Below are 23342 nucleotides of genomic sequence, written 5' to 3'. Positions count from 1 at the left end.
CTCACTGCGCCATTTTGCCCTGGATGAAGGCCAGGATCTCGGCCACCGGCACGACGCTCGCTTCGGTGTCGCGGCGGCCCTGGTATTCCAGGTTGCCTTCCTTGAGGCCACGGTCGCCGATCACCACGCGGTGCGGCACGCCGATCAGCTCCCAGTCCGCAAACATCTGGCCAGGGCGCTGACCGCGGTCGTCCAGGATCACGTCGATGCCGGCGGCGGTGGCTTGCGCGTACAGCTGCTCGGCCGCCTCCTTCACCGCGTCGCTGCGGTCCATGCCCATCGGGCACAGCACCAGCTCGAACGGTGCAATCGCGGTCGGCCAGATGATGCCCTTGTCGTCGAAGTTCTGCTCGATGGCGGCGCCCAGGATGCGCGTGACGCCGATGCCGTAGCAGCCCATCTGCAGCGGTGCCGGCTTGCCGTTTTCGTCGAGGAAGGTGGCTTTCATGGCTGCCGAGTAGGCGGTGCCGAGCTGGAACACGTGGCCCACTTCGATGCCGCGCTCGATCGCCAGCACGCCCTTGCCGTCCGGCGAGGCGTCGCCTTCCACCACGTTGCGCAGGTCGGCCACGAGGTGTGGCTCGGCGCAGTCGCGGCCCCAGTTGGCGCCCGCGTAGTGGTAGCCTTCCTCATTGGAGCCACAGACGAAATCGGCCATGTTGGCAACGGTGCGGTCGGCCACCACGGTGACTGGCAGCTTGGTGTTGATCGGTCCCAGGTAGCCCGGCACGCAGCCGTAGACCTCGAGGATTTCCTGCTCGGTCGAGAAGCGGTGGGCGTTCAGGCCCGCCACCTTGCCGACCTTGACTTCGTTGAGTTCGTGGTCGCCACGCAACAACAACATGAAATACTGTTTAGTGACTTTGCCGTCCTGCTCGTTTTCGACGGTCAGCGCCAAGGTCTTGACGGTCTGCGACAGCGGCAGGCCCAGCTGTTCGGCCACCTGCTCGCACTTGGTCGCGCCTGGCGTCGCCGGCTTGCTCAGCGCCTGCGCGGCGGCAGGACGGGTGGCGTTCAGCGCCAGCGCTTCGGCCGCTTCCATATTGGCCGCGTAGTCCGAGGTCGGGCAGTACACCAGCGCGTCTTCGCCGGTGGAGGCGATCACGTGGAATTCGTGCGAGCCGGTGCCGCCAATCGCGCCGTTATCGGCTGCTACCGCACGGAACTTCAGGCCGAAACGGTTGAAGATACGCACATAGGCGTCATACATGATCTGATACGACGCTTGCATACCGGCCAGATCGCGGTCAAACGAGTAGGCATCCTTCATGGTGAACTCGCGGCCGCGCATCAGGCCGAAACGCGGACGGCGTTCGTCGCGGAATTTGGTCTGGATGTGGTAAAAATTCAACGGCAGTTGGCGGTAGGATTTAATTTCCGAACGAACAACATCGGTGATGACTTCTTCCGCCGTGGGCTGGAACGCAAACTCGCGGCCGTGACGGTCCTTGATACGCAGCAGTTCGGCGCCCATCTTGTCCCAGCGGCCGGTCTCTTGCCACAGTTCAGCCGGCTGAATCAGCGGCATCAGCAGCTCGACGGCCCCGGACTGGTTCATTTCTTCACGGACGATGGCTTCGACCTTGCGGATGATTTTCAGGCCCATCGGCATGTAGGTGTAGATGCCCGAACCCAGCCGTTTAATCATGCCGGCGCGCATCATTAACTGATGGCTGACGATCTCGGCATCCGAAGGTGCTTCTTTAAGCGTGGAAATAAAAAAACGTGACGCGCGCATACGGTGAATTCTTTTTAAAAAGAGAGAGTTATAATCAACCTAATTTTAAAGGATTAGCTGGCTGATGCACCCATACTTTATACAAATGCGTTCAAATCAGGGCCCGCCGGCCGTTTTCGTATCCCGAAAACCCCGCCGGTATGCCATTTTGTGGGCAAAAAGATAAGACGGGAGCACAGCCGCAGAAAGTTTGAGGTGCAATATGCTCGATCGTGAAGGGTTTCGGCCCAACGTCGGCATCATCCTGCTCAACGCCCATAACGAGGTGTGGTGGGGCAAGCGGGTGCGCGAGCACTCATGGCAGTTTCCGCAAGGCGGTATCAAATACGGAGAAACGCCGGAACAGGCGATGTATCGGGAGCTCGAAGAGGAAATCGGTCTGCGGGCCGAGCACGTCAAGATCGTCGGTCGCACCCGCGACTGGCTGCGCTACGAGGTGCCGGACCATTTCATCAAGCGGGAAATCCGCGGCCATTACCGTGGCCAGAAGCAGATCTGGTTCCTGTTGCGCATGTGTGCGCGCGACAACGACGTCAACCTGCGCCTGACCGACCATCCGGAATTTGACGCCTGGCGCTGGCATGATTACTGGGTCCCGCTCGATGTCGTGATTGAATTCAAGCGCGAAGTCTATCAGCGCGCCTTGCAGGAGCTGTCGCGCTTCCTGACCTGGCCGCCCAATGGACATGAGCGCCGCCATGGCTCGCGCTATCTGCGCCAGCCCCATGCGCGCAGCACGCCGGCGTCCGCCCCGGCGGCGGCGACCGCGCTGGCCACCACCGCCGAGCAGCCTGACTGCGCAGCGGCGGCCAGCGACGGCAAAAACAGCGCATGATGCAACACGGGACAGCCTGGGCTGTCCCGTTTTTTTATCTGCAGCGGTCAACCCATCAGACGATCTGGCAAGCCTCGTCAAACGACAGGCGCGGCGCGCGCGGACGCACCTTGCTGGCGTCGCCATAGCCGAGGTTGATGAGGAAGTTGGACTTGACCGGCGTACCGGCAAAGAACGCCGCATCGACCTTAGCGTGGTCAAAGCCCGACATCGGCCCCACGTCTAGGCCCAGCGCGCGCGCCGCCAGGATCAGGTAGCCGCCCTGCAGCGAGGAATTGCGGAACGCGGTCGCCTGGATCGCCGCGTCATTGCCGGCAAACCAGGAGCGCGCATCCACCGCCGGCGACAGCTGCGGCAGCTTTTCATGGAACTCCATGTCCATGCCGACGATCACGGTGACGGGCGCGGCCAGGGTCTTGGCCAGATTGCCTTCCGACAGCGCCGGCGCCAGTCGGGCCTTGGCCTCCGCCGAGCGTACAAACACCAGCCGGGCCGGCGCACCGTTGGCGGCGGTCGGCGCCCAGCGCAGCGCGTCGTACAGCTGCTGCAGCACGGCATCGTCGACCGGGCGGTCCTGCCAACCATTATGGGTGTGGGCGTTGTAGAACAGGGTATCGAGGGCGGATTGGTTCAGCATGGCATCCATGGCAAGTTGGTCAAACCGCCATCTTACCAGCAGCGCCGCCTGCGGCACCTCTGCAACAGGTACAATGGCGCCATGTTTAATCCCTCTTCCGACGATGTGCGCCGCTTTTTCTGCGAGACCTTCCGCAAGCAGCGCGCCAACGAGATCCTGACGCCGCTGGAAACCATGGCGGCCGACTGGATACGCCACCATCCCGAATACCACGACGTGCTGGGCGACGTCGAGACGGCGCTCACGCGCAACTACCAGGTCGAAGGCGCGCAGGCCAATCCCTTCCTGCACCTGTCGATGCACCTGTCGATTGACGAGCAAATCTCGATCGACCAGCCGCCCGGCATCCGCGCGCTGGCCACCGAGCTCACGCTCAAGCGCGACGACGCCCATGCGGCCCAGCACGAGATCATGGAATGCCTGGGCGAAATGATCTGGAACGCCCAGCGCACCGGCACCCCGCCCGACGGCCTGGCCTACATCGAAGCCATCAAACGCCGCCTGTAATCCGGGGTCAGTTCTTGCAATCCAACACGAGCTCTGCTGTAGCGGTCGCTACAGCAGAGCTCGTGTTGGATTGCAAGAACTGACCCCGGATTGTTAGCGGTGCACGGCTAGGCTGGTGGGCAGGCTGTGCAGGTAGGCGGCCAGGTCCTGGATGTCCTGGTTGCTCAGCGGTTTGACCTGGCCCGTCATGATGGCGTTGTTGCGGCCATTGGCGCCGTCGCCGCGCTTGTAGGCCTTGAGCGCGTGCTCGAGGTAGTCCTTGTGCTGGCCGGCCAGCTTGGGATAGCTGGGGTCGATCGGGGTGTTGAAGTCTTTGCCGTGGCAGCTGAAGCACGCGTATTTTTCAGTCAGCGCCTTGCCGGAATCGACGTTGCCGCCCGCGTGGGCGCCAGCGGCGATCAGGGTGCAGCCCAGTGCAGCGATCAGTTTTTTCATGAACTCGGTCCTCATTTCGGGTCGGCAGTGCGGGTCTGCTGCGAGTAGAACGCCGCGACATCGGCAATATCCTGGTCCGACAAAGTGGCGGCAATGCCCTTCATGGACGGATGTTTGCGGTCACCCTTTTTGTAAGCCTGGAGCGCACTTTCGATGTACTTGGCCGACTGGCCGCCGATCATGGGGACTTGGTACACTTCGGGGAAGGTGGCTTTGTAGCCGGGAATGCCATGGCAGCCGATGCACATTTCGATCTTGGCTTTGGCGTTCTGGGCACTGCCCACAACTTCCGCAGCGACGGCGACGTGGGACAAGCCTGCGAGCACGAGGAGTGCGGTGAGTTTTTTCATGGTGTCTCTAAGTAAGTAAACGGATACAGCGTATTTCGGATACTACTACCACGGTGTCACTATATTGACTTTTGTACTATTTGTGCAGGGATTCTAACCTAAGTATTTTTTATAAACAACACGGGTCCCAGCCGCGTCCCGAGCCCGGCCTCTAGCGTTTCCTTCTATACTGTTTGATCTTTTTGACTCTGGATATCCCCCATGCAAGCACGTTTTGAAGGCTCCGACCAGTACGTCGCCACCAATGATCTGAAGCTGGCCGTCAACGCCGCGCTCACGCTGCAGCGTCCGCTGCTGATCAAGGGCGAGCCGGGCACGGGCAAGACCATGCTGGCCGAGGAAGTGGCGGCCGCGCTCAACATGCCGCTGATGCAGTGGCACGTCAAGTCCACCACCAAGGCGCAGCAGGGCCTGTACGAATATGACGCCGTGTCGCGTTTGCGCGACTCCCAGCTTGGCGACGAGCGCGTGCGCGATATCCACAACTACATCGTCAAGGGTGTGCTGTGGCAGGCGTTTACCGCACCCGCGCCGGTGGTGCTGCTTATCGATGAAATCGACAAGGCCGACATCGAGTTCCCGAACGACCTGCTGCGCGAACTGGACCGCATGGAGTTCTACGTCTACGAGACGCGCGAGATGGTGCAGGCCACGCACCGCCCGCTGGTGATCATCACCTCCAACAATGAGAAGGAGCTGCCGGACGCGTTCCTGCGCCGCTGCTTCTTCCACTACATCAAGTTCCCCGACCGCGACACCATGGAGCAGATCGTGCGCGTGCACTATCCGCAGCTGAAACAGGAGCTGCTGGCGCAGGCGCTGCAGACCTTTTACGAGGTGCGCGAGGTGCAGGGTCTCAAGAAGAAGCCGTCCACCTCGGAATTTCTCGACTGGCTCAAGCTGCTCATGGCGGAAGACATTCCGCCCGAGGCGCTGCGCAGCCAGGACCAGAAAGCCATCGTGCCGCCGCTGCATGGCGCGCTGCTCAAGAACGAGCAGGATGTCCACCTGTTCGAGCGCCTGATCAGCATGGTACGGGCCAACCGATGAGCGCATCGTTCGAAACGCCACTGCCGCTCACGCTGACGCTGCATGGCGTGCGCCTCGAGCCGCTGGGCCTGCACCACGCGCCCGCGCTGCGCGCCGCTGCGGAAGACGGCGCGCTGTGGCAGTTGCGCGTGACCTCGGTGCCGGAGCCGCACGAGGTGGACGCCTATATCCATAAGGCCATCGAGCAGCGGCCGACCCGGCTGGCCTTTGCCGTGGTGGACGCGGCCAGCGGTGCGCTCATGGGCACGACCAGCTACCACGACATCGTGCCCGCCATCGGCCGGCTCGAGATCGGCTATACCTGGTATGGCAAACGCCACCAGCGCACCCACGTCAACACCACCTGCAAGCTGCTGCTCATGACCCACGCGTTTGAAACGCTGGGCGCGGCGCTGGTGGGCCTGCGCACTGACAATTTCAACCATGCCTCGCAGGCGGCTATCGAGCGCCTGGGCGCGAAAAAGGATGGCGTGCTGCGCCACCACGCGGTGCGCCGCGACGGCACGGTGCGCGATACGGTGATGTACAGCATCACGGCCGGCGAATGGCCGGAGGTCAAGGCCCACCTGCGCGACAAGCTGGCCCGGCACGGAGTGCGCTGACATGCTCATCGATTTTTTCTTCACGCTCAAGGATGCGAAAATCCCGGTCACCATCAAGGAGTTCCTGACCTTGCTGGAGGCGATGCAGCGGCAGGTCATCACCGCCTCGCTGGACGATTTCTATTATCTGGCGCGCCTGACGCTGGTCAAGGACGAGGCCCACTTCGACAAGTTCGACCGCGCGTTTGGCCAGTACTTCAAGGGCATCAACGCGGTGTTTGACGAGCAGGCCAGCATTCCGCTCGACTGGCTGGTGCAGCGCATGAAGCGCGAGCTGACGCCGGAGCAGATCGCGGCACTGGAGAAATTCGGCTACGACAAGCTCATGGACCGGCTGCGTGAACTCATGCAGGAGCAGAAGGAGCGCCACGAAGGTGGCAACCGCTGGATCGGCACCGGCGGCACCTCGCCGTTCGGCCATGGCGGCACCAATCCGGAAGGCATCCGCATCGGTGGCAAAGGCGGCAACCGCAGCGCGGTCAAGGTGTGGGAGGCGCGCAGCTACAAGGATTACGACGGCGAGCGTGAAATCGGCACGCGCAACATCAAGGTGGCGCTGCGCCGCCTGCGCAAGTTTGCGCGCCACGGCGCGGCCGAGGAACTGGCGCTCGACGACACCATCCGCGCCACCGCCAGCAATGCCGGCTACCTCGATATCAAGATGCAGCCTGAGCGAAAAAACAACATCAAGGTGCTGATGCTGTTTGACGTCGGCGGCACCATGGACGATCACATCGAACGCACCGAGGAGCTGTTCTCGGCGGCCAAGTCGGAGTTCAAGAATATGGACTTCTTTTACTTCCATAACTGCGTCTACGACCACCTGTGGAAGAACAACCGGCGCCGCCATGCCGAGCGCTTCCCGGCCTGGGACATCCTGCGCAAGTATCCGCCCGACACCAAGCTGATTTTTGTCGGCGATGCCACCATGAGCCCGTACGAAATCCTGCAACCGGGCGGTTCGGTGGAATATAACAATGAGGAGGCCGGCAGCGTGTGGCTGGCGCGCTTCACGGCGGCGTTCCCGAAATTCGTCTGGCTCAATCCGGAACCGGAAGGCATCTGGCAATACCGGCAGTCGGTGTCCATCATGCGCCAGCTCATGAACAACCGCATGTTCGGGCTGACCATGGATGGCCTGGAACGGGCCATGCGTACCCTGAGCAAATAGAATTTACATAGCAGCAAAAGCCTTATCGATTAGGAAAAACGCGAAACAATTCTATACAAGAATCAAGTTGCAGCTCAGCAGTTCAGCCCTTAGGCTGGCGCCATGTTTCGTCCATTCCTCTCTTCTGCTATGGTGCGGCGGCTGCGGCGCGCAGGTGCGCGCGAGGTCGCCGTATGCGCCACCGGCCTGCTGGCCCTGATCTTCGTGCTCGATATCGGCAGCGGCGCCTCGCTGTCGTTCTCGCCGTTCTATATGCTGCCGGTGGCATTGTGCGCCTGGCGTCTGGGCCGTGGCGCGACGTTGCTGGCGGTGCTGGGCGCGAGCGGCGCGCGCGTGCTGGACTTCTATCTGATGCGCCAGCGCGACGGCGCCGCCATGCTGCTGTACGACCTGCTGCAAAGCGCCGCCTTTTACGGTCTGGCAGCGCTGCTGACATGGCAGGTGCGCGATCTGGTGCAGCGCCTGCTGCGCCACAGCAGCAGCCTGCAGCGCAAGGCCAGGCTGGCACGCCATCGCCACCGGCTGGAAGCCACGATCCGCCGCGCGGTGCTGGCCGACGTGCCGGCCATCGTCCAGCTGACCACGCTGGCCGGCGAGGCCGGCGGCTTTGACGCGGCGGTCACCGACAGCGCGCGCCAGGCCACGCTGGCCGACGCTTTCCGCCAGGGCATCACGGAAGGCGCGGCCATGCGCGAGCTGTGGACCGGCGGCCAGAGCGTGGTGCCGATCGAGTTCTGGGTGTCGGAGATGGACGGCGAACTGGCCGCTTATATGATGGTGCTGGGACTGGATGGCAACAAGGGGCCGGAGCGCGAGCTGCATGCGGTGTCGGTGGCGCCGCGCTTCCGCCAGCGCGGCGTCGGCGCGGCGCTGGTGAACTTTTTCTGCACCCATTACCAGCACCGCAGCCTGGTGGTGGCCTGCCATGCCGGTTCGCTCATGATGCAGATGCTGCAGCGGCGCAGCTTCCAGCCGCTGGGCGACCATCGCGGCTACCAGGTCATGGCGCGCAGCTGAGGCGCGCTTACGGCAGCTGCAGGCGGTAGCCGACCGCAGTCTCGGTCAGCAGGTAGCGCGGCTGGGTGGGGTCGGCTTCGAGCTTGTGGCGCAGGTGGCCCATGTAGATGCGCAGGTAGTGGCCGTTCTCGGCCTGCGACGGCCCCCACACGGCGCGCAGCAGCTGCGGGTTGCTCATCACGCGGCCGGCATTGGCCACCAGCACCGCCAGCAGGCGGTATTCGGTCGGCGTCAGGTGCACGTGTGCGCCCGCGCGCGTGACGCGGCGGTGCTGCAGGTCAACGGCGATGTCGCCGAACTGTACCAGGCCCGCGCTGTCGGCGGCCGGCTGGCGCTGGCGGCGCAGCGTGGCGCGTACGCGCGCCAGCAGTTCGCCGGTGCCAAAGGGCTTGGTCAGGTAGTCGTCGGCGCCGGCGTCGAGCGCGCGGATCTTGTCGGCTTCGCTGACGCGCGCCGACAGCACGATCACGGGCACGCTGGACCATTTGCGCAGGTCGGTGACGAAGTCGATGCCGTCGCCGTCGGGCAGGCCCAGGTCCAGCACGATCAGGTCGGGCTTGCGGGTGCCGGCGTCGATCAGGCCGCGCTGCAGGCCCGGCGCTTCGTGCACCTGCCAGCCCTCTTCTTCCAGCGCGGCGCGCACAAAGCGGCGGATCTGCGGTTCATCTTCGACCAGCAGGGCGGTCGGCGCGGTGTCGTTCATCTTATTCCTCGTCCGGCATGGCCGGTGGTGTGCCCAGCGGCAGCGTGAAGGTGAAGGCGGCGCCGCCCAGCGGCGAGGCCGGGCTGGCGACGCCATGGCCGCTGGCGGCGTGGATGCTGCCGCCATGCGCGCTGACGATCGCGCGGCAGATGGCCAGTCCCAGGCCGACGCCGGGCTTGGCCGATTCGCGTTCGCCGCGCGTAAATTTTTCAAACAGCGCTTCTTCGCGGCCGGGCGGCAGGCCCGGGCCGTCATCATAAACCATGACGTTGATCCAGGCGCCGTGCAGCGCGGCGCTGATTTCAATGCGCGCGCCCGGCGGCGTGTACTTGGCCGCGTTTTCCAGCAGGTTGGCCAGCACGCGCTCGATCAGCACGGCGTCGTAGCGCAGCAGCGGCAGGTCGGCCGGCAGGCGGGTGCTGACGCGGTGCTGCTGGAGCGCGGCGGTGCAGGCGCGCAAGGCACTGCCCACCACTTCTTCAAGCGGCTGCCATTGCAGGTTGAACTGCACGTCGCCGCTCTGGATGCGCGCCATGTCGAGCAGGTTGGCCACCATGGTGCTCAGGCGCCGTGCTTCGTCGTGCAGCGCCTGGGCGCTCGCCTGCTGGGCCTCGCTGAGCGCCGGACGCGAACCGGCCAGCGCTTCGGACAGGCCGACCAGCGAGGTCAGTGGCGTGCGCAGGTCGTGCGACAGCGCCGCCAGCAGCGAGTTGCGCAAGCGTTCGGATTCCATGCTGACCAGCGCGTTCTGCGCCACTTCGATGTAGTGCACGCGCTCCAGCGCGATGGCGGCCAGCGCGGCAAACGTGTCGAGTTGCTGGCGCTGTTCGGGAATCAGGATCCAGCGCCGCTGCTCGGGTTCGATCGCCAGCACGCCGCGCGTACGCATCGGCGCCACCAGCGGCAGGTAGAAGATGCGGCTGGCCGGCAAGGTGCCGGTGCCCAGGCCGGCCGCTTCGGCGCGGTCGAACGCCCATTGGGCGATGCCGGTGTCCAGCACGGACAGGTGGGTGCGCGTGGCGCTGTCGCTGGCGTTGAGCGTGGGCGCTTGCAGGCGGCCGTCGTCGTCGGGCAGCAGCAGCGTGGCGCGGGCGCGGAATGCGCGCTGGATGGCGCTCTGGGTGGTGTCGAAGATTTGCTCGGTCTGCAGAGCGCCGGACAGTTCGCGCGCAAATTCGTACAGCGCGCGCGAGCGGCGTTCGCGCTGCGAGGCGACGCGCGCCTGGAAGCGCAGGCCGGAGGTCAGGTGGCCGGTGATCAGGCCGACCGCCAGCATCACCACAAAGGTGATGACGTACTGGAAATCGCTGACGGCCAGCGTGAAGCGCGGCGGCACGAAGAAGAAGTCGAAACAGGCGACGCTGACGCAGGTGGCCAGCACTGACGGTCCGCGGCCATAGCGCACGGCCACCAGCACCACCACCAGCAGGAACAGCATGGCGATGTTGGCCAGGTCGAGGTAGGCCAGCAGCGGCGTGGCCGCCAGCGCGGTGGCGATGCTGGCACCGGCCGCGATCAGGTAGCCGGTGGCCGGGCGGCGCTGGTCGAGCGCCACGCCGGCCAGTTCGGCGCCTGCGCTGCCCAGGCCATCGCTGCTGCCCTGCTCCCGGCCACCGTGGCCATCGCCGTCGCTGGTGTCAGTACGGGGCATGGCCGCCTCGTTGCGCGGTACGCCAATTTCAATCAGGTCCAGGTCCGGTGCGAACTGCGCCAGCCGCTTGATGTGCGGCGCGCGCCACGGCCAGGTGCGGTGGCCGCGGCCGACCACGAGTTTGGACAGGTTGTGGCTGCGCGCATAGTCAAGCGCCGCCAGCGCAATGTCCTGGCCAGACAGCACGGCGGTGGTGGCGCCCAGTTCTTCGGCCAGCTTGAGCGATTTGAGGATGTGCTCGCGCTGGGCTGCGGGCAGGCGCTGCAGGGCCGGCGTCTCGACGTACACGGCGTGCCAGCCGGTGCCCAGCTGGCCGGCCAGGCGCGCCGTGCTGCGCACCGTGTGTTCGCCGTCCGCGCGCGGTCCCACGCAGGCCAGCAGCGCGGCGCCGGTCTTCCAGATGTCGGCTATCGACTGTTCGACGCGGTAGGCGCGCACGTCGTCTTCGACGCGGTCGGCGGTGCGGCGCAGCGCCAGCTCGCGCAGCGCGATCAGGTTGCCTTTGCGGAAAAAGTTCTTGGCGGCGCGTTCGGCCTGCGGCGCCTGGTACACCTTGCCGCTGCGCAGGCGTGCCAGCAGTTCGTCGGCCGGCACGTCGACCAGCACCACTTCGTCGGCCTGGTCGAACACGGTGTCGGGCACGGTCTCGCCGACGCGGATGCCGGTGATGCCGCCCACCACGTCGTTGAGGCTTTCCAGGTGCTGGACGTTGACGGTGGTGAGCACGTCGATGCCCGCTTCCAGCAGTTCTTCGACGTCCTGCCAGCGCTTGGGGTGGCGCGAGCCGGGCGCGTTGGAGTGCGCCAGTTCGTCCATCAGGATCAATGGCGGCTGGCGTTGCAGTGCGCCATCGAGGTCGAATTCGGCGATGCGCTTGCCGCGGTGCTCGATCGCGCGCAGCGGCAGCAGGTCCAGCCCGGCCAGCATGGCGGCGGTGTCGATGCGGCCATGGGTTTCCACCACGCCCACCAGCACCGGCTGGCCGCTGTCCTGCAGCTTGCGCGCGGCGGCCAGCATGGCGTAGGTCTTGCCGACGCCGGCCGAGGCGCCAAAGTAGATGCGCAGCTTGCCGCGCGCGGCCTTGCGCTCCTGCGCCTGCACCTGCGCCAGCAGCGCATCGGGATCAGGTCGCGCGGGATCCTGACGGACGGGGTCGGAGGGGAACATGGCCATGCGCGGATTTTACCCTTTCACGTAGGGCTTGGCGCGGTCCAGCGCCAGATTCAGCGCCAGCACGTTGACGCGCGGTTCGCCGAAGAAGCCCAGCCACTGCTGCTGCTGGTGGGCCGCGATCAGGGCGGCGACCTGTTCGGCGCTGAGTTTGCGGACGGCGGCGATGCGCGCGGCCTGGTAGCGCGCCGCGGCCACGCTGATGTCGGGATCGAGGCCGCTGGCCGAGGCGGTGACCAGGTCGATGGGAATGGCGGCGCCGGATGGCACGCCGCTGGCCGTTTCGGCCGCGTGCAGCGCGTCGATGCGGGCCTTGACGGCGTCGATCAGGGCGGGATTGGTCGGTCCCTGGTTGGCGCCGCCCGAGCCGGCGGCGTTGTTGGGCATGGGCGCGGTGGCCGATGGCCGGCCCCAGAAGTACTGCGGCGAGGTGAAGGCCTGGCCGATCAGCGACGAGCCGACCGCCTTGCCGTTGACTTCTACGATGCTGCCGGCCGCTTGCGCGTTAAACGCGGCGCTGCCGATGCCGGTCACGGCCAGCGGATACAGTACGCCGCAGACCAGCGTCAGGGCGGCAAAGATGGTGAGGGCGGGACGCAGTTGCGATGCCATGATGGCTCCTTGTAGCGCCCCCGCAGCGCGGGGGCAGATGGATTAAACGAGATGGAAGGCGGTCAGCAGCAGGTCGATGGCCTTGATGCCGATGAACGGCAGGATGATGCCGCCCACGCCGTACAGCAGCAGGTTGCGGCGCAGCAGGGCCACGGCGCCGATCGCGCGGTACTGCACGCCCTTGAGCGCCAGCGGGATCAGCACCACGATGATCAGGGCGTTGAAGATCACCGCCGACATGATGGCCGACGCCGGGCTGGCCAGCTGCATCACGTCAAGCGCCTTCAGTTGCGGGAAGGTGCCGATAAACGCGGCCGGGATGATGGCAAAGTATTTGGCGATGTCGTTGGCGATCGAGAACGTGGTCAAGGAGCCGCGCGTCATCAGCATCTGCTTGCCGATTTCGACGATCTCCAGCAGCTTGGTCGGATTCGAGTCCAGGTCGACCATATTGCCCGCTTCCTTGGCGGCCTGGGTGCCGGAGTTCATGGCCACGGCAACGTCGGCCTGGGCCAGCGCCGGGGCGTCGTTGGTGCCGTCGCCGGTCATCGCCACCAGCCGGCCTTCGGCCTGGTAGCTGCGGATCAGTTTGAGCTTGTCTTCAGGCGTGGCTTCGGCCAGGAAGTCGTCCACGCCCGCTTCGGCGGCAATCGCGGCGGCGGTCAGCTTGTTGTCGCCGGTGATCATGACGGTCTTGATGCCCATGCGGCGCAACTCGGCAAAGCGCTCCTTGATGCCGCCCTTGACGATGTCCTTGAGTTCGACCACGCCCATCACGCGGCCGCCATCGACCACCACCAGCGGCGTGCTGCCGCGGCGCGCGATGTCGTCGACCGCGCGCGCGGTGTCGGCCGGATAGGGCTGGCCCAGCGACTCGACGTATTTGCGCACGGTGTCGGCTGCGCCCTTGCGGATTTCACGGCCGGCGATATCCACGCCGCTCATGCGCGTCTGCGCGGTGAACGGCACAAACGTGGCGTTCAGCGTGGCCATTTCGCGTTCGCGGATGTTGAACTTCTGCTTGGCCAGCACCACGATGCTGCGCCCTTCCGGCGTGTCGTCGGCCAGCGAGGCCAGTTGCGCGACGTCGGCCAGCTGCTGCTCGCTGACGCCGGGCGCCGGCACGAAGGCCGAGGCCTGGCGGTTGCCCAGCGTGATGGTGCCGGTTTTATCCAGCAGCAGCACGTCGACGTCGCCCGCCGCTTCCACCGCGCGGCCCGAGGTGGCAATCACATTGGCCTGCATCATGCGGCTCATGCCGGCCACGCCGATGGCCGACAGCAGGCCGCCGATGGTGGTCGGGATCAGGCACACCAGCAGCGCGATCAGCACGGTGATAGTGACGGGCGTACCGGCACCGGCGGCAGCCACCGAGAACAGCGAGAACGGCAGCAGCGTCACGGTCACCACCAGGAACACGATGGTCAGCGCCACCAGCAGTATCGTCAGCGCGATTTCGTTGGGCGTCTTCTGGCGCTTGGCGCCTTCCACCATCGAGATCATGCGGTCGAGGAAGGTCTCGCCGGGATTGGCCGTGACCTTGACTACCAGCCAGTCCGACAGCACGCGCGTGCCGCCCGTCACCGACGAGAAGTCGCCGCCCGATTCGCGGATCACGGGCGCCGATTCGCCGGTGATGGCGCTTTCGTCGACCGAGGCCACGCCTTCGATGACTTCACCGTCGATCGGGATCACGTCGCCCGCTTCGACCAGGATGTAGTGGCCCTTGCGCAGGTCCAGCGCCGCCTGCGGCAGCCAGGTGGTGCCATGCTTGGGCGTGGCCAGCTTCTTGGCGGTGACGGTTTGCTTGAGGCTGCGCAGCGAGGCCGCCTGCGCCTTGCTGCGGCCTTCGGCCAGCGCTTCGGCGAAGTTCGCAAACAGTACCGTGAACCACAGCCACACCGAGGCGGCGATGATGAAGCCGGCCGGCGCTTCGCCCTGGCCGGTCAGCGCCTGCACCGCCAGCAGCGAGGTGATGATGCTGCCGACATACACCACGAACATCACGGGGCTGCGCAGCTGGGTGCGCGGGTGCAGCTTGCGGAACGAGTCGACGATGGCAGGGACCACCAGCTGCGAGTCGAACATGCGCAGTTTCTGGGCCGGTGGGTTGGTAAAGAGGGTCATCTCTTTTTGCGTTGCTTGTGACATGGTGACTCCTTATTTTGCAAACAGCTGCAAGTGTTCGACGACGGGACCCAGCGCCAGCGCGGGCACGTAATTGAGCACGCCGACCAGTACCACGATGCCGCACAGCAGGCCGATGAACATGCCGCCGTGGGTCGGCATGGTGCCGGCGTTGGCGTCCAGGCGCTGCTTGCCGGCCAGCGAACCGGCAATCGCCAGGATCGGCACGATCATGGCAAAGCGGCCGAACCACATGGCGATCGCCAGCATGGTGTTGTAGAACGGCGTGTTGGCGGACAGGCCGGCAAACGCGCTGCCGTTGTTGTTGGCGGCCGAGGTGAACGCGTACAGGATTTCCGAGAAGCCGTGCGCGCCCGGGTTGGCGATGCCGGCCTTGCCCGCCTCGCACAGCACGGCAATCGCGGTACCGGCCAGCACCAGCGTCGGCGTGACAAGAATGGCAATCGAGGTCATTTTCATTTCATACGACTGGATCTTCTTGCCCAGGTATTCCGGCGTGCGGCCGATCATCAGGCCGGCGATGAACACGGCCAGGATGGCAAATACCAGCATGCCATACAGGCCGGTGCCGACGCCGCCGAAAATCACTTCGCCGAACTGCATGAGCAGCATCGGTATCAGGCCGCCGACCGGCGTCAGCGAGTCGTGCATGGCGTTGACGGCGCCGCACGAGGCAGCGGTGGTGACCGCCGCGAACAGCGACGAGGCGCTGATGCCGAAGCGGGTTTCCTTGCCTTCCATGTAGCCGCCCGACTGCAGCGCGCTGGCCGACTGGTCGACGTTCAAGGCCTGCAGGCCCGGGTGGGCAGTCTGTTCGGCGCCCATCAGCACGCAGGTGCAGACCACAAACAGCACCGTCATCGCGCCCAGCACGGCCCAGCCCTGGCGCTGGTCGCCGACCATGCGGCCAAACGCAAAGCACAGCGCGGCCGGGATGAGGAAGATGGCCAGCATCTCGGCAAAGTTGCTGAGCGCCGTAGGATTTTCATACGGGTGCGCCGAGTTGGCGTTGAAGAAGCCGCCGCCATTGGTGCCCAGCATCTTGATGGCTTCCTGCGAGGCGACGGGACCCATGGCGATGTTCTGGGTAGTGGCGGTCAGCGTTTCGGTGACCGGCTCGCCCTTGGCATCCTTGAGCGGCTGGCCATCGGCGCCCACTTTCGGCTGGGTGTAGGTGACCGGGTCGATCAGCTGCACGTCCTGATAGGCCGAGAAGTTCTGGATCACGCCCTGGCCCATCAGGAATACCGACAGGATCAGCGACAGCGGCAGCAGCACGTACAGCGTCGAACGCGTGACATCGCCCCAGAAATTGCCGATCGACTGCGCCGAGCGCGAGGCAAAGCCGCGGATCAGCGCATAGGCCACGGCAATCCCGGTGGCGGCCGAGAAGAAGTTCTGGCCCGCCAGCACCAGCATCTGGGTCAGGTAGCTCATGGTCTGCTCGCCGGCGTAGCCCTGCCAGTTGGTGTTGGCGACAAAGCTCACGGCGGTGTCAAACGCGGAATCCGGGCTGACGTTGGCCATCGCCTGGGGATTCAGGGGCAGCCACAGTTGCACGCGCTGCAGGCCATAGGTAACCAGCGCGCCTATCACGCTAAACAGCAGCAGCGCGAAAGCATAAGACTTCCAGCCCTGGCCAGCGACCTTGCCATCCTGGCCGGCGATGCCGGCGGCGCGGTAGATCAGACGTTCCACACGGGCCAGCCAGCCGAAGCCGGGCAGCGGGCTGGTACCGGCGTCGCCGTTGCCGACGCGGGTCAGCAGGATGCCCAGCGGCCAGGCCAGCGCCAGCAGCACAGCCAGGAAGACGATGAGCAAAACGATCGATTGCGTGGTCATATTACAGGTCCTCCGCTTTGAGCAGGGCCACCACCAGGTAGACCAGCAGGCCGGCAGCGGCAATCGCGCCGATCACATAGAACGTGTTCATGGCTGGCCTCCCAGCTTGTCGCAACCGGCGGCCATGGCCACGGTCACTGCGTAGAACAGCAGCGTCGCTGCCAAAAATATAAAGTCCATCACACCCTCACAGGTCTTGTTTTGATGCTGTGAAGGTTAGCCAAAAGGGTCTAAAGATTTTGTAAAGACTTGCCGGAGGGGTGTAAACAAACCGTAAAAATTTATGTTTTCTTTACGCCCGGCGCGCGACTCTTTAGACCATTTTTACGGGCGCAGGGCTACGCTGGTGGCATCGCAACGACGTAGGAACATCATGGACACTTGTTTACACGGCATCTGGGTGCCACTGGTCACGCCCATGCATCACGGCGAGCTGGATCTGTCGCTGCTGCAGCGCCTGGCGGACCGCGTAATCGCTGACGGCGCCCACGGCCTGGTGGTATCCGGCACCACCGGCGAAGCGCCGCAGCTGGATCTGGCCGAACAGAGCGCCGCGCTGGCGGCCGTGCTGGAAGTCGCGCGCAAGCGCTGCCCGGTGCTCATGGGCATAGGCGGCAGCGATACCTTTGCCGCCGCCAGCCGCGTGCTGGAGTTTGACGACGAGGACCTGGCCGGCTATCTGGTCTCCACGCCAGCCTATGTGCGGCCGTCGCAGGAAGGCTTGCTGCGCCATTTTGAGACGATTGCCGACGCCACCGCCCGGCCCATCGTGCTGTACAACGTGCCTGCGCGCACTGGTGTCCACCTGGAGCTGGCCACGGCGCGTAGGCTGGCGGAACGCCCGCAGTTTGCCGCCATCAAGGAAGCCGGCGGCAGCCTTCAGCAGATGGCGGATCTGGTGCAGCACACGCCGCTGTCGGTGCTGTGCGGCGACGATGTGCTGCTGTTTTCGGCCTTATGCGGCGGTGCACACGGGGCGATTTCTGCGTCCGCCCACATCCGCACGGATTTGTATGTGCAGCTGTACGATCTGGTACGCGCACAGCGGCTGGCCGAGGCACGTTCCCTGTCGGCGCGCCTGCTGCCCATGATGCAACTGCTGTTCTCGGAGCCGAATCCGGCGCCATTGAAAGCGGCTCTGAGCATGCAAGGCTTGCTGCGCGATGAGCTGCGGCTGCCGATGGTGCCCGCTACGGCGGCTTGCAGGGAAAAGCTGGCCGCCGCGCTGGCGGCGCTGGACAGCATCCCGGCTTACCGCACCGAGTCGTCAATTTCAGCGTCATCGGCGTCGGCATCGGCATCGGCGATGTCGGTGGCGGCAGCCCGCTATTCGCTGGCACACGCCATGGCGGCCATATGATCGTCGCCCTCACTGGTGTGGATGGCGACAGCGCGGTCGCCGATCTGGCGGAGGATCTGGCCATGCTGCGCGTGGCCGCCGGTAAGCGTGTGCTGCTGGTGGCGCCCAATCCCGGCCCTTACGATGCGCAGCTCTACGACGATCTGGTGGTGAACGCGGCGCACCCGGCGGACTGCAGCACCCCGGCCAGCGCGCTGGCCCGCGCCAGCGTGGTGCTGGTGCTGCTGCGCCCTGAGTCGCTGGAACGCGACGACGGCGCCGCCATGCTGGCACGCCTGAAGCGTCTGCAATCCGTGAATCCTTGCGTGCGGATATTGGTGACGGTCGCCCATGGCCGCCTGCCGCTAACGGCGCATCAGGCCGGCTGTCTGCTGGTGTTTGTCGCCCAGCTGCCGCAGGCGCGCCTGGCCGATACGCTGGTGCTTGAGGACGGCCACGATACTTATCACTCGCGCCACAGTGAACTGGCGCTGGCAGTCCACAAGCAGGATCGTAAGCTGTGTGCCCCTGAGGTGCGCCACCTCTATCAGGAAGTCTTCCGCCCTCTGCCAGCGGCCGCCTGCGCCAGCGCGCTGTTTCCGCGCGCCTGCCCTTTGTAAGCGGGAGGACATGCATGGGGGGTTCTTTTTTTACCGGTTTTACTAAAATTGCCTATCTCTTGCTAACTGGCGCGCATTACTAATATTTCGACCTACGGAACGCTAAACGCGGAACTAAAAATCGTGCAATGGCTCTAATACTAAAGACCGACCGATTTAGCGTTCCACCGGTCATTTTTAGTAAGCGATAGCGCACAGTAGTACTCCTTAGGAGGAACTAGCAGCGCTTAGTAAAACCGCCTTTCTGGGAGACCCCATATGCATGCCCTGATGAATACCTACAATTGCATCATCCACCTGCCTCCCGATGTACTGGAAGAATTGGGCGCACACTCCGGATTCTTCTGGCCGGATTTTCAGCTTGAACCCATCATCTGCGACGCGATCCGCGCCTATATCAACCCAGCTCCTGCCGCGCCGGCCGAGCAGGCAGCAACAGTGGACGATGGCTACCAGTGGAAGCAGCTGTTTCTGCCCGATGGCACAAGGTTGCGCGCCAGTTTTGGCCGCACCCACTATTTTGCCGTCGTACAGGGAGCAGAAATCAGATATGGCGAACAAGCCGTGTCGCCATCGGGCTTTGCCAACCTCAAAGGCAGCGGCAACCGCAACGCCTGGAAAGCCGTCTGGTTGCGTTTCCCGGGCAGCGAGCTATGGGTGCTGGCCGACGTCTGCCGCGCGCAGCACAAAGCCGCCATTGCACGCCTGTTCGGCGCCAATACGGCTACGAGCAACACCGCGCCAGCGCCAGCGCAAATACCAGCGACAACATCGGCGCTTCCCGCCGTGCAGGTGGCCGCCAAACCCGCCAAAAGCAAATCTGCTCCAGCTGGCAAGCGCCACAAGCACGGTAAACGGCGCAGCCGCCGCAAACATTCGGCCGCTGCGCGCCAACCCTCGTCCTAGAAGACCTTGCTGACGGTCAGCTGCAACGCAGTTTTGCCAAGGAACTTGCCGTTGGCTGGCGAGGCGTAGGCGTTTTTATCCGCGTTGGTGCCGATCACAGCCAGCGCGCCGGTGACCACGCCAAAGTCCCTGGTCACGCCCAGCTTCCAGTCCGTATAGGAAGAAGCATCGTTATGCTTCACTTCCTGGCGGCCCGCATGCAGGTTCACCGTCCAGCCCTCACCCGCATCGATATTCGCGCCCACATCCAGATAACCACTGTTCTTGCTGTTAGCGATGCCAAACAGATTGGTGGTCGCATGCGAATACTTCACATACGCCGGGCCATAACCCAGCTGGCCGTAAATTTCCGTGGTATTCGCATTGACCGGCAGCGCGTTAGACGCATACACATAAGTCAGCACGCCGACATCGTAGGACACGTCAGCCGTCACCTGCCCGCGCTTGCCGGCATACACGTCCAGCTCCACATTGCCATCGCCGCCCGCATCCTTGATCCACTTGATGGTCGAGGCCCAAGCACCCACATACAGGCCGGTCGGATTGTTCACATAATCCACGCCGCCCTGCAAGGCCGGTTTCAAGCGCGTCTGCGAAATGCCGCGATAGCGGTAATCGCTGATCACCGCAGCGTTGAAGCTGACCGCATTGTCCGGCGCCGCAGCGGCTGGCGCGGCGGCATCTTCGGCGCGGGCGCCGCCCGCGATCGTGGTCAAGGCGGTAACAACGGCGGCGGCGAGTACTAACTTTTTCATGTTCTACTTTCTTCTATCAGTGGTTCAATGGTTCAGTGGTTGAAAACTTCGCGGTACAGCGCGTCCATATCGGCTGGCGCGGCGCCGTGAATCACAGTGCTGGCCAGCGTGGCCGACATCACCCGCGCCACGTAGGCGCGCACGGCGGCGCGCTCCTCGTCGCTGGGCGCGTCGGCGCCGCCAACCAGAACAAACAGCACGCGCAGGCCCGGATTGAACATGCGCGCAGAATTGAGTCGGGCAATCAGCTTGTACTGGCTGGCCAGGTCGACCTGTTCGGGCGTCACCGGCACCACCGCCAGCCGCGCGGCGATCAGCGCAGCGCGGCTTTCGGCCGTGTCGCGGCCTTCGGTGTCGATCACGATGTCGTTGTAGCGCACGCGCAGCAGTTCCAGTTCGTCCAGCAGCGCGCGGCCGGTAATCGCGCGCGCGGCAAAGCGCGGCAATACGCCGGCCGCCGCCAGCTCGCTGCACCAGGCGCAGGACGCCGCGCGCGGGTCGGTATCGACCAGCATCACCTTGCGGCCAGCCCGCGCGCGCAGCAGCGCCAGGTTGTTGGCAACGATGGTCTTGCCGGCGCCGCCACCGGGGCTGGCAATGGCGATAATCATGCTGACCTCTGCGCCAGCGGCGTCAGACGGCCGAATTCCGCGCCCGGCAAGGCGCGCATCACGGCCGCCATCACCTGCCCGGCCAGCACGCGCGACAGGCATAGCCAGACCTTGACGCGGGCGCCGTGGTCGCACACTTCCACGCGCATGAACTGCAGGGCATCGCCACAGGTACGGGCCACCAGCGCGCGCAATGCGCTCAGGGCCTCGACCTCCACCGTCAGCTGCAGCAGGCACGGACGCGGGCTGCGGGCGCGCGCTTCGGCGGCCTTGGGGACGCGGCGCTGGGCGGCCTGGGTGTGGAAAAAGGCGTGCATGGCTTACCTCCCGTTCATCGTTTCGATAGGGGAAAGCTTATCGACCGGCGCGTAAAAACGGTCTAAAAAGGCGGGCTGGCGTTGTAAACATCGTGTATAAATTGCGCAGTGCGCAATTTTTGCCGCGCAGTTTGCGCAGTTGAGGATAGAATACGCAAACAATCCGTGAACTGTACATAAACCCAGTATCAAAATATCAAGCTTGCTCCGTATGGCCACTAAAAAACCAGTTTCTGACTACAGCGAATCATCCATCCGCGTCCTCAAGGGCCTGGAACCCGTCAAGCAACGCCCGGGTATGTACACCCGCACCGAGAACCCGCTGCACATCATTCAGGAAGTGATCGACAATGCCGCCGACGAGGCGCTGGGCGGCAATTGCAAAAACATCATCGTCACGCAGAACGCCGACGGCAGCGTCACGGTGGAAGATGACGGCCGCGGCATCCCGGTCGGCCTGCACCCGGAAGAAGGCGTGCCCACCGTGGAAATCGTATTTACGCGCCTGCACGCGGGCGGCAAATTCGACAAGGGCAAGGGCGGCGCCTACGCCTTCTCGGGCGGCCTGCACGGCGTTGGCGTGTCGGTCACCAATGCGCTGTCCAAGCGCCTGGAAATCACCGTGTGGCGCAAGGAGCCCAATGGCACCGGCCTGCACAATCTGGCGTTCGAACATGGCGACGTGGTCGAGCCGCTGTCGTCGGTGGTGGCGCCGCGCGATGCCAAGAAATCCGGCACCCGCGTCACCGTCTGGCCGGACGCCAAATATTTTGACTCCTCGGCCATCTCGCAGGTCGAGCTGCAACGCCTGCTGCGCTCCAAGGCCGTGCTGCTGCCGGGCGTCACCGTCACGCTGGCCAATGCCAAAAGCGGCGAATCGCAGACCTGGCAGTACAACGACGGCCTGCGCGGCTATCTGACCGAAGCGCTGGCGCAAGCCACCGACGGCGAAACCCTGATCCCGCTGTTTGAGGGCGAACAGTTTGCCGGCCCGGACGCCGAAGGCTTTGCCGAAGGCGAAGGCGCGTCGTGGGTGGTGGCGTGGACCGAACAGGGCGCCATCGTGCGCGAATCGTATGTGAACCTGATCCCGACGCCCAACGGCGGCACCCACGAATCGGGCCTGCGCGACGGCCTGTATGGCGCCGTCAAGAACTTCGTCGAGATGCACTCGCTGCTGCCCAAGGGCGTCAAGCTGCTGCCCGAAGACGTGTTTGCGCGCGTCTCCTTCGTGCTGTCGGCCAAGGTGCTGGACCCGCAGTTCCAGGGCCAGATCAAGGAGCGCCTGAACTCGCGCGACGCCGTGCGCCTGGTCTCGACCTTCTCCAAGCCGGCGCTGGAGCTGTGGCTCAACCACCACGTCGACTACGGCAAAAAGCTGGCCGAACTGGTCATCAAGCAGGCGCAATCGCGTCTGCGCTCGGCGCAAAAAGTCGAGAAGAAAAAATCCTCGGGCGTGGCCGTCCTGCCGGGCAAGCTGACCGACTGCGAATCCAATGAAGCCGACCGCACCGAACTGTTCCTGGTCGAGGGCGACTCGGCGGGCGGCTCGGCCAAGATGGGCCGCGACAAGGAATTCCAGGCCATCCTGCCGCTGCGCGGCAAGGTGCTCAACTCGTGGGAGACCGACAAGGACCGCCTGTTTGCCAACAACGAAATCCACGACATCTCGGTGGCCATCGGCGTCGACCCGCACACCGTCACCGACACGCCCGACCTGTCCGGCCTACGCTACGGCAAAATCTGCATCCTCTCGGATGCGGACGTCGACGGCTCGCACATCCAGGTGCTGTTGCTTACCCTGTTCTTCCGCCACTTCCCGGGCCTGATCGCCAACGGCAATATCTGCATCGCCCGTCCGCCGCTGTACCGCGTTGACGCGCCGGCGCGCGGCAAGAAACCGATCCAGAAACTGTATGCGCTCGACGACGGCGAACTGGTGGCCATCGAGGACAAGCTGCGCAAGGACGGCCTCAAGGAAGGCGCCTGGTCGATCTCGCGCTTCAAGGGCCTGGGCGAGATGAACGCCGAACAGCTGTGGGAAACCACCATGAACCCGGACACGCGCCGCCTGCTGCCGGTATCGCTGGGTGGCTATGGCCACAGCGAATCGGCCGCCCGCTTCAATATGCTGATGGGCAAAGGCGAAGCGGCCGCGCGCCGCGCCTGGATCGAAGAACACGGCAACGAAGCCGACGCAGATATCTGATATAGAACCACACTATGACTCAAGCAAATCTCTTTGACGAACCGGCGCCGGCCCAGGGCTCGGCCGCCGGCCAGGCTGCGCCAGCGGCCAGCACCGCCAGCGCACCGGTCCACGCGC

The 23342-nt window shown here is 64.7% G+C and carries 23 protein-coding genes; 10 read left to right on the top strand and 13 right to left on the bottom strand.

Annotated features, from left to right (window positions below):
• Position 1 precedes the first annotated feature (1 nt).
• Complete coding sequence (locus GTP58_RS17180) at positions 2-1738, bottom strand: proline--tRNA ligase (RefSeq protein ID WP_161078494.1); 1737 nt, start codon at positions 1736-1738, stop codon at positions 2-4.
• 202 nt (positions 1739-1940) lie between these two features.
• Here GTP58_RS17180 and GTP58_RS17175 point away from each other — a divergent pair, with 202 nt between their 5' ends.
• Positions 1941-2573 (top strand): RNA pyrophosphohydrolase, encoded by a 633-nt coding sequence (locus GTP58_RS17175; protein WP_229215617.1) that lies wholly within the window; start codon positions 1941-1943, stop codon positions 2571-2573.
• Positions 2574-2628: 55 nt separating this feature from the next.
• On the opposite strand, the gene GTP58_RS17170 is transcribed toward GTP58_RS17175, so the two are convergent.
• Positions 2629-3210, bottom strand: a complete 582-nt coding sequence (locus tag GTP58_RS17170) for a malonic semialdehyde reductase (protein WP_072786212.1) — start codon at positions 3208-3210, stop codon at positions 2629-2631.
• An 81-nt stretch (positions 3211-3291) separates the two neighbouring features.
• On the opposite strand from GTP58_RS17170, the gene GTP58_RS17165 reads away from it, so the two are divergent.
• Entirely contained in the window at positions 3292-3717 is a 426-nt protein-coding gene (locus GTP58_RS17165) for a DUF1841 family protein (protein ID WP_161078493.1), read from the top strand.
• A gap of 93 nt (positions 3718-3810) precedes the next feature.
• Here GTP58_RS17165 and GTP58_RS17160 read toward each other — a convergent pair whose 3' ends face one another.
• On the bottom strand, positions 3811-4152 hold the full coding sequence (locus tag GTP58_RS17160) for a cytochrome c (protein ID WP_072786147.1): 342 nt from the start codon (positions 4150-4152) through the stop codon (positions 3811-3813).
• A gap of 11 nt (positions 4153-4163) precedes the next feature.
• Complete coding sequence (locus tag GTP58_RS17155; protein ID WP_072786146.1) at positions 4164-4502, bottom strand: cytochrome c; 339 nt, start codon at positions 4500-4502, stop codon at positions 4164-4166.
• Between the two features lie 201 nt (positions 4503-4703).
• On the opposite strand from GTP58_RS17155, the gene GTP58_RS17150 reads away from it, so the two are divergent.
• From GTP58_RS17150 to GTP58_RS17135, 4 genes are all read left to right on the top strand, one after another.
• Positions 4704-5552 carry a MoxR family ATPase gene (locus GTP58_RS17150; protein ID WP_072786145.1) on the top strand — a complete coding sequence of 283 codons (849 nt, stop codon included), beginning with the start codon at positions 4704-4706 and terminating at the stop codon, positions 5550-5552.
• Positions 5549-6154 carry a GNAT family N-acetyltransferase gene (locus tag GTP58_RS17145; RefSeq protein WP_161078492.1) on the top strand — a complete coding sequence of 202 codons (606 nt, stop codon included), beginning with the start codon at positions 5549-5551 and terminating at the stop codon, positions 6152-6154. The genes GTP58_RS17150 and GTP58_RS17145 overlap by 4 nt, the downstream gene beginning before the upstream one ends.
• Before the next feature lies 1 nt (position 6155).
• Complete coding sequence (locus tag GTP58_RS17140) at positions 6156-7325, top strand: VWA domain-containing protein (RefSeq protein WP_161078491.1); 1170 nt, start codon at positions 6156-6158, stop codon at positions 7323-7325.
• Positions 7326-7427: 102 nt separating this feature from the next.
• Positions 7428-8342, top strand: a complete 915-nt coding sequence (locus GTP58_RS17135; protein WP_161078490.1) for a GNAT family N-acetyltransferase — start codon at positions 7428-7430, stop codon at positions 8340-8342.
• A 7-nt stretch (positions 8343-8349) separates the two neighbouring features.
• On the opposite strand, the gene kdpE is transcribed toward GTP58_RS17135, so the two are convergent.
• The 6 genes from kdpE to kdpF are packed head-to-tail and all read right to left on the bottom strand — an operon-like array spanning position 8350 to position 16559.
• Entirely contained in the window at positions 8350-9045 is a 696-nt protein-coding gene (gene kdpE / locus GTP58_RS17130; RefSeq protein WP_161078489.1) for a two-component system response regulator KdpE, read from the bottom strand.
• A 1-nt stretch (position 9046) separates the two neighbouring features.
• Entirely contained in the window at positions 9047-11863 is a 2817-nt protein-coding gene (locus tag GTP58_RS17125) for a DUF4118 domain-containing protein (RefSeq protein WP_161078910.1), read from the bottom strand.
• Positions 11864-11878: 15 nt separating this feature from the next.
• Positions 11879-12478, bottom strand: a complete 600-nt coding sequence (kdpC, locus tag GTP58_RS17120) for a potassium-transporting ATPase subunit KdpC (RefSeq protein ID WP_161078488.1) — start codon at positions 12476-12478, stop codon at positions 11879-11881.
• Between the two features lie 42 nt (positions 12479-12520).
• On the bottom strand, positions 12521-14605 hold the full coding sequence (gene kdpB, locus GTP58_RS17115; RefSeq protein ID WP_161078909.1) for a potassium-transporting ATPase subunit KdpB: 2085 nt from the start codon (positions 14603-14605) through the stop codon (positions 12521-12523).
• Positions 14606-14638: 33 nt separating this feature from the next.
• On the bottom strand, positions 14639-16468 hold the full coding sequence (gene kdpA / locus GTP58_RS17110; RefSeq protein ID WP_161078487.1) for a potassium-transporting ATPase subunit KdpA: 1830 nt from the start codon (positions 16466-16468) through the stop codon (positions 14639-14641).
• Between the two features lies 1 nt (position 16469).
• Positions 16470-16559 (bottom strand): K(+)-transporting ATPase subunit F, encoded by a 90-nt coding sequence (gene kdpF / locus GTP58_RS17105; RefSeq protein ID WP_072786137.1) that lies wholly within the window; start codon positions 16557-16559, stop codon positions 16470-16472.
• Between the two features lie 282 nt (positions 16560-16841).
• Here kdpF and dapA point away from each other — a divergent pair, with 282 nt between their 5' ends.
• From dapA to GTP58_RS31100, 3 genes are all read left to right on the top strand, one after another.
• Positions 16842-17828, top strand: coding sequence for a 4-hydroxy-tetrahydrodipicolinate synthase (gene dapA, locus GTP58_RS17100; protein WP_161078486.1), 987 nt, complete (start codon positions 16842-16844; stop codon positions 17826-17828).
• Positions 17825-18427: a hypothetical protein gene (locus tag GTP58_RS17095; protein ID WP_161078485.1), complete on the top strand. Its 603-nt coding sequence runs from the start codon at positions 17825-17827 to the stop codon at positions 18425-18427. Before dapA ends, GTP58_RS17095 begins: the two co-directional genes overlap by 4 nt.
• 270 nt (positions 18428-18697) lie before the next feature.
• The gene (locus GTP58_RS31100) at positions 18698-19333 is read left to right on the top strand and encodes a hypothetical protein (protein WP_202413746.1); all 636 of its coding nucleotides are present in this window, start codon (positions 18698-18700) and stop codon (positions 19331-19333) included.
• Here the strand turns inward: GTP58_RS31100 and GTP58_RS17085 are convergent.
• From GTP58_RS17085 to GTP58_RS17075, 3 genes are read right to left on the bottom strand one after another with little or no spacing between them, the layout of a single operon-like run.
• Positions 19330-20088 carry a TorF family putative porin gene (locus GTP58_RS17085; protein WP_161078484.1) on the bottom strand — a complete coding sequence of 253 codons (759 nt, stop codon included), beginning with the start codon at positions 20086-20088 and terminating at the stop codon, positions 19330-19332. The genes GTP58_RS31100 and GTP58_RS17085 overlap by 4 nt on opposite strands.
• A 32-nt stretch (positions 20089-20120) precedes the next feature.
• Positions 20121-20699, bottom strand: coding sequence for an AAA family ATPase (locus tag GTP58_RS17080; RefSeq protein ID WP_161078483.1), 579 nt, complete (start codon positions 20697-20699; stop codon positions 20121-20123).
• A complete protein-coding gene (locus tag GTP58_RS17075; protein ID WP_139260597.1) occupies positions 20696-21016 on the bottom strand; it encodes a hypothetical protein in 321 nt (106 codons plus the stop codon). The genes GTP58_RS17080 and GTP58_RS17075 overlap by 4 nt, the downstream gene beginning before the upstream one ends.
• A 211-nt stretch (positions 21017-21227) precedes the next feature.
• On the opposite strand from GTP58_RS17075, the gene GTP58_RS17070 reads away from it, so the two are divergent.
• Positions 21228-23225: a DNA topoisomerase IV subunit B gene (locus tag GTP58_RS17070; protein ID WP_161078482.1), complete on the top strand. Its 1998-nt coding sequence runs from the start codon at positions 21228-21230 to the stop codon at positions 23223-23225.
• Positions 23226-23342 lie beyond the last annotated feature (117 nt).

Origin of the sequence: Duganella sp. CY15W (assembly GCF_009857555.1) — a bacterium.
Classification (GTDB): Bacteria; Pseudomonadota; Gammaproteobacteria; order Burkholderiales; family Burkholderiaceae_D; genus Rugamonas; species Rugamonas sacchari.
This window is presented reverse-complemented; position numbering and strand designations above follow the sequence as displayed.